This is a genomic window from Veillonella dispar, assembly GCF_937975875.1.
In the GTDB taxonomy this organism is placed as follows: Bacteria; Bacillota; Negativicutes; order Veillonellales; family Veillonellaceae; genus Veillonella; species Veillonella dispar_B.
Window position 1 is genome coordinate 1 of record NZ_CALJSP010000042.1, and the last position, 5,622, is coordinate 5,622.

Annotated in this window: 5 protein-coding genes and 1 pseudogene; all 6 read right to left on the bottom strand. The window is 37.1% G+C overall.

Annotation, left to right across the window (positions count from 1 at the left end; all coding sequences use genetic code 11):
- A partial coding sequence (sufU, locus tag Q7P05_RS02120; RefSeq protein ID WP_303930217.1) for a Fe-S cluster assembly sulfur transfer protein SufU occupies positions 1-388 on the bottom strand: 388 nt, incomplete at its 3' end.
- A 14-nt stretch (positions 389-402) separates the two neighbouring features.
- Positions 403-1,632, bottom strand: a complete 1,230-nt coding sequence (locus Q7P05_RS02125; protein ID WP_303930218.1) for a SufS family cysteine desulfurase — start codon at positions 1,630-1,632, stop codon at positions 403-405.
- 12 nt (positions 1,633-1,644) lie between these two features.
- Complete coding sequence (locus Q7P05_RS02130; protein ID WP_303930220.1) at positions 1,645-2,691, bottom strand: SufD family Fe-S cluster assembly protein; 1,047 nt, start codon at positions 2,689-2,691, stop codon at positions 1,645-1,647.
- A gap of 9 nt (positions 2,692-2,700) precedes the next feature.
- Positions 2,701-4,110 (bottom strand): Fe-S cluster assembly protein SufB, encoded by a 1,410-nt coding sequence (sufB, locus tag Q7P05_RS02135; RefSeq protein WP_105089273.1) that lies wholly within the window; start codon positions 4,108-4,110, stop codon positions 2,701-2,703.
- 8 nt (positions 4,111-4,118) lie between these two features.
- On the bottom strand, positions 4,119-4,862 hold the full coding sequence (gene sufC, locus Q7P05_RS02140) for a Fe-S cluster assembly ATPase SufC (RefSeq protein WP_227720348.1): 744 nt from the start codon (positions 4,860-4,862) through the stop codon (positions 4,119-4,121).
- A gap of 296 nt (positions 4,863-5,158) precedes the next feature.
- Positions 5,159-5,622 (bottom strand): annotated as a pseudogene (locus Q7P05_RS02145) (diaminopimelate decarboxylase); the annotation flags it as partial.

The following is a 5,622-nucleotide window of genomic DNA, read 5'->3' on the forward strand; positions in this document are numbered from 1 at the left end:
GTGAAAAACGTCGATAACGACTTGGCATGTTAGAAATATTTTGCAATGCCATAGCATCTTCTAATTCTTCTAACTCATTTTCATCAGTAATTTCTTTTTTGATCATACCTAAGAAAATTTCTACCAAGCGAAGAGCTTCTTCAACAGATTTACCCTTAATAATATCAATCATCATAGATGCAGACGCTTGACTGATAGCACAACCAGAACCGGTGTAAGCAGCATCTTTGATAATGCCATCTTCTACGTTGAGTTGTAATGTTAGATCATCACCACAACTAGGGTTATGGCCATGTTCAGAATTTGTAAAATGAGCTAACTCATGTTTATTACGCTTATCTTGGTTATGTTCCAAAATAAGTTCCGTATATAATTGATCCATTTCCATTGATGGTAAATCTCCTAATCTTTAAAACCCATTACTGAACGAACTGTCTTTAATACTTCAAGGAAAGCATCTAAATCTTCCTTACGAGTATATAAGTACATGCTTAGACGAGTGGATGCAGATACGTTGTAGAATGCACCTAATGGTTGTGCACAATGGTGTCCAGAACGAACACAAATGCCTTTAGAGTCCAAAATCGTAGCTACATCATGAGGATGTACATCATCTACAGTGAATGCAATTACACCATGTTTTTCCTTAGGATTTTGAGAGCCAATTACGTGAACGTGAGGCAATGCAACAATCTTAGGAAGAATATATGCTACAAGTTCCTCTTCATAGGCTTCAATAGCATCCATGCCAAAGGATTCTAAATAATCAATTGCCGCATGTAAGGAAACGGCGCCATCAGCATTTGGTGTACCTGCTTCAAACTTATATGGAAGCTCATTGAATGTAGCAGTTTGCTCTTTTACATACTCAATCATATCGCCACCCAATAGGAATGGAGGCATAGCTTCTAATAGTTCACGTTTACCATAGAGTACACCAATACCTTGGGATGCACACATTTTATGGCCAGAGAATACGAAGAAATCGCAATCTAATGCTTGAACGTCGATTTTTTTATGAGGTGTAGATTGAGCACCATCGAGAACTACTACAGCACCTACGGAATGCGCTTTTTCAGTTAATTCTTTTACAGGGAATTCCATACCAAGCACGTTACTAACATGAGCAAAGGCAACAATTTTAGTGTTCTCATCAATTTTATTGATTTCACCATCTTTTAAATGCCCATGTTCATCAAGGTACATATATTCTAAGGTTGCCCCGGTTTGTTCTGCTACATATTGCCATGTTACAAGATTGGCATGATGTTCCGCAACAGTAATGACAATCTTGTCACCTTTCTTCACATTATGAAGACCATAGCTATGAGCAATTAAGTTCATAGATTCTGTACTATTACGTGTAAATACAACTTCTTCACGCTCACGTGCATTGATAAATTCAACTACGCGATCCCGTGCATTTTCATAGTCTTCAGATGCTTCAATCGCCAAAATATGAGAACCACGATGTGGATTACCATTACGTTGTGTCATATGTTCCACAACACGGTCAATTACGGACTGTGGAATTTGTGCAGTAGCACCGCTATCTAAATAGATAACGCGGTGCCCATTATGCTCTTTATGTAATATAGGAAAGTCTTTGTATGCTTCTGCAATTGGTCTCATAAAAACGCCTCTTTAAATTTTATTACGTACAGCTGCTAACGCTGCTTCTTCAATCGTTTCATCACCAATGCGATCAATAATAGGTCGAATCATAGATTCAACAATAATATGTTTTGCTTCTACTTCACTAAAGCCACGGCTCATGATGTAGAACAATTTATTATGATCAATTTGGCCTGCACTTGCTGCATGGTTACCAACTACATTATCTTCTTTACACAATAATAGAGGTAAAGAAATAGATTTTACAGTTGGATCTAACAATAAGCAAGTATCTTCTTCCGCACCTTCAGAAGCTGTTGCACCATGAAGGAAATCAAGAGTACCACGGAAAGATTTTTTAGAATTGCCACTAAGAGCACCTAATGTATGAATATCACTGAAGGATTTTTTACCACCATGACTCATAATCATGGAGATATCAAATTTTTGTTCTTCGTTACCAAGATAAGCAATATCATGAACCATACGAGATTCTTGACCTACTAAATCGTGATAGTAATTCAAGATGTTTTCACTACCACCAATTTCAATATTGATGTATTCTACATCTGCTTTATCTTCTAATTTAGTGTATCGATGCTCGATATGTTGTACATGTTCAGGTAAAAGATTTACCTTTTTCACTACAACTTTACCGCCTTCTTTTACATCGTATTCATTTAGATAGCTAACATTTGTTAAAGCTTCACCAGTGCCAGTTACATAGAATTGTACCTCTAGTTCTGCCCCTTCACCAACGATGAATTGGAAACGGTTAGCTACACGTGCATTAGCATCAATGCGGATGCCTACAACTTCCTTTTCCTTAGCAGGAACATTGATAGCATAACCTTCTGCATTATCCACCAATGCTTGAACAGCATCCTTATTAGCACCTTCATATTTAGCATTTAACAGTGCTGTTCCTGTAGGCAATGGTGAAAGTATATTTTGATTCGCTTCTACAGCGATGGATTGTACAGATGTATCTTCTCCAGCTAGAGAGCTTACAGTATGGTTAACACGCAACCATCTGAATGTCGGTCTAGGGAGTTCATTAAATAGTAATTCGCTCATAATTCCTCCTTAACCGATAGAACCTTCTAATTCAAGATTGATTAGATTGTTCATTTCTACTGCATACTCAAGTGGTAATTCTTTGGAGATTGGCTCAACGAAACCACGAACGAGCATTGCACGAGCTTCTTCTTCGCTAATACCACGTGTCATGAGATAGAAAATCGCTTCGTCGGAAATACGACCGATTTTAGCTTCATGACCTAAATCCACATTATCGTTTTCTACGATAATAGCTGGAATTGTATCAGATTGAGACTCTGCATCAAGCATCAAGGATTCACAAGATACAGTCGCTTTGGAATGTTCTGCTTTAGGGCCAATTTTCAAAAGTCCACGGTAAATAGCAGCACCACCGGATTTGGAAATAGATTTAGAGTTTACATTACTTGTTGTATATGGTGCATTATGTACCACTTTACAACCTGTATCAAGGAATTGTCCTTCACCTGCGAATGTTACACCTGTAAATTCAGCATGTGCACCTTCACCGTTAAGAATACTCATTGGATACAAGCAAGAAACTTTGGAACCAAAGGAGCCAGATACCCATTCGATTGTACCATTTTTACCTACTACACAACGTTTTGTGTTAAGGTTGTACATGTTCTTGGACCAGTTTTCAATTGTAGAGTAACGCAATGTAGCATTGTCTTTAACGAACAATTCAACAGCGCCTGCATGAAGGTTAGATACATCGTATTTAGGAGCAGAACAACCTTCGATAAAGTGCAATTTAGCACCTTCTTCTACGATGATCATCGTATGTTCGAACTGACCAGCACCTGGTGCATTCAAGCGGAAGTAAGATTGCAATGGAATCTCTACTTGTACGCCTGCTGGAACGTATACGAAGGAACCGCCAGACCAAACTGCACCATGAAGAGCAGCCCATTTATGGTCTGTAGGTGGAATTAATGTCATCCAGTATTTTTTTACGATTTCTTCATGCTCATGTAATGCTGTTTCAATATCAGTATAGATAACACCTTGTTTAACAAGATCTTCTTGAATACTGTGGTAAACAACTTCAGAGTCATATTGAGCACCAACACCTGCAAGAGATGTTTTTTCCGCTTCTGGAATACCTAAGCGGTCAAAAGTACTTTTAATTTCTTCTGGAACTTCGTCCCAGTTTTCTTTCATATCTACTTTAGGCTTAACATAAGTATGGATATTAGCCATATCTAAGCCAGAAATATCAGGAATCCAATTTGGAATCCCCATGCGATTGTAGATTTCTAAAGATTTCAAACGGAAGTCAAGCATCCATTCAGGTTCATTTTTATTAGACCAAATTTCACGGATAATATCTTCTGTTAAACCAGCATCAGAAATATAAGAATATTCAAAGTCATTCTTAATATCGTAGACACCACGGTCCATATCCGCGACTTGGGTTTTCTTTCTTTCTTCCATTGTGCCTCCTATGCTAATGCTTTGTATGCGTCGTAACCTTTTTCTTCGATTTCACGTACAAGAGAAGCATCACCAGTTTTAACGATCTTACCATTGATCAATACATGAACGAAATCAGGTTTTAATTTTTGCAAGATTTGGTTATGGTGAGTGATGATCAATACAGCATTTTCTTCGTTGTGGAAACGTTGTACACCTTCAGATACGATACGAACCGCATCTACGTCAAGGCCGGAGTCTGTTTCATCAAGAATAGCCAATTTAGGATTTAAAATGGACATTTGAAGAATTTCATTTTTCTTGCGTTCACCACCGGAGAAGCCTTCATTTACATAACGTTGTGCATAAGACACATCGAAGGATAATTCATCCATTTTTTCTTTCAATTCTTTTTTGAAAGATAAAGCACGTACATTTTCACCAGTAATTGTAGATTTCGCAGTACGGATGAAGTTTTCTACTGTAATGCCAGGAATAGAAATTGGATTTTGGAAGGACATAAAGATACCTGCTTTCGCACGATCATTTACTGCATCTTCCGTAATATCTTTACCATCAAAAATGATAGAACCGCTATCTACTGTATATGTAGAGTTACCCATGATTGCATTAGCAAGTGTAGATTTACCAGCACCATTTGTCCCCATCACAACATGAATTTCACCTTTATTAATTGTTAAGTTGATACCTTTCAAGATTTGTTTATCTTCAACGGATACCTTTAAATCTTTTATCTGAAGTAATTCAGCCAAAATATTCACTCCTTTTTATTATGTATCCTCAATATCGAGGCATACAATCGTTATATGTAAAACGTATATACTGACACATATAAAAAGGCGGTACGCACTAACGTGAATACCGCCGTAATTCTCGCCAACTTAGCAAGTATGTGCATAACAATCTACAATTATTATACATTCTTATCTAAATGATAGCAAGATATTCCTACTAAAATATACAGGAATTAAAAGAATATCATATATTACATATATTGATAGGCTTTTAATAATATTCATTCTCATCCTATTCGATTCTCAATATTAAATTATAGGTTAGAGAAATCGAGGGTGCCAAACAAATCATCATATGTTTCAGCACGACGAATTTGTGTAACAGAGCCATCTTTATGTAATAACAACTCAGCAGAACGCAATTTACCATTATAGTTAAAGCCCATGGAATGACCATGTGCACCAGCATCATGAATGATGATACGATCGCCAATATCAATTTTTGGCAATTCACGTTGGATAGCAAACTTATCGTTATTTTCACATAAGGAGCCTGTTACATCATATACATGGTCCTTAGGCTCATTTTCTTTACCCATTACAGTAATATGGTGATAAGAACCATATAATGCTGGACGCATAAGATTTGCCATGCAAGAATCAAGACCAATGTAATGACGATAAATATCTTTTTTGTGAATCGCTGTAGAAACTAGATAACCAAATGGACCTGTAACCATACGACCACATTCATAAGCTAATGCTACATCACCAAGAC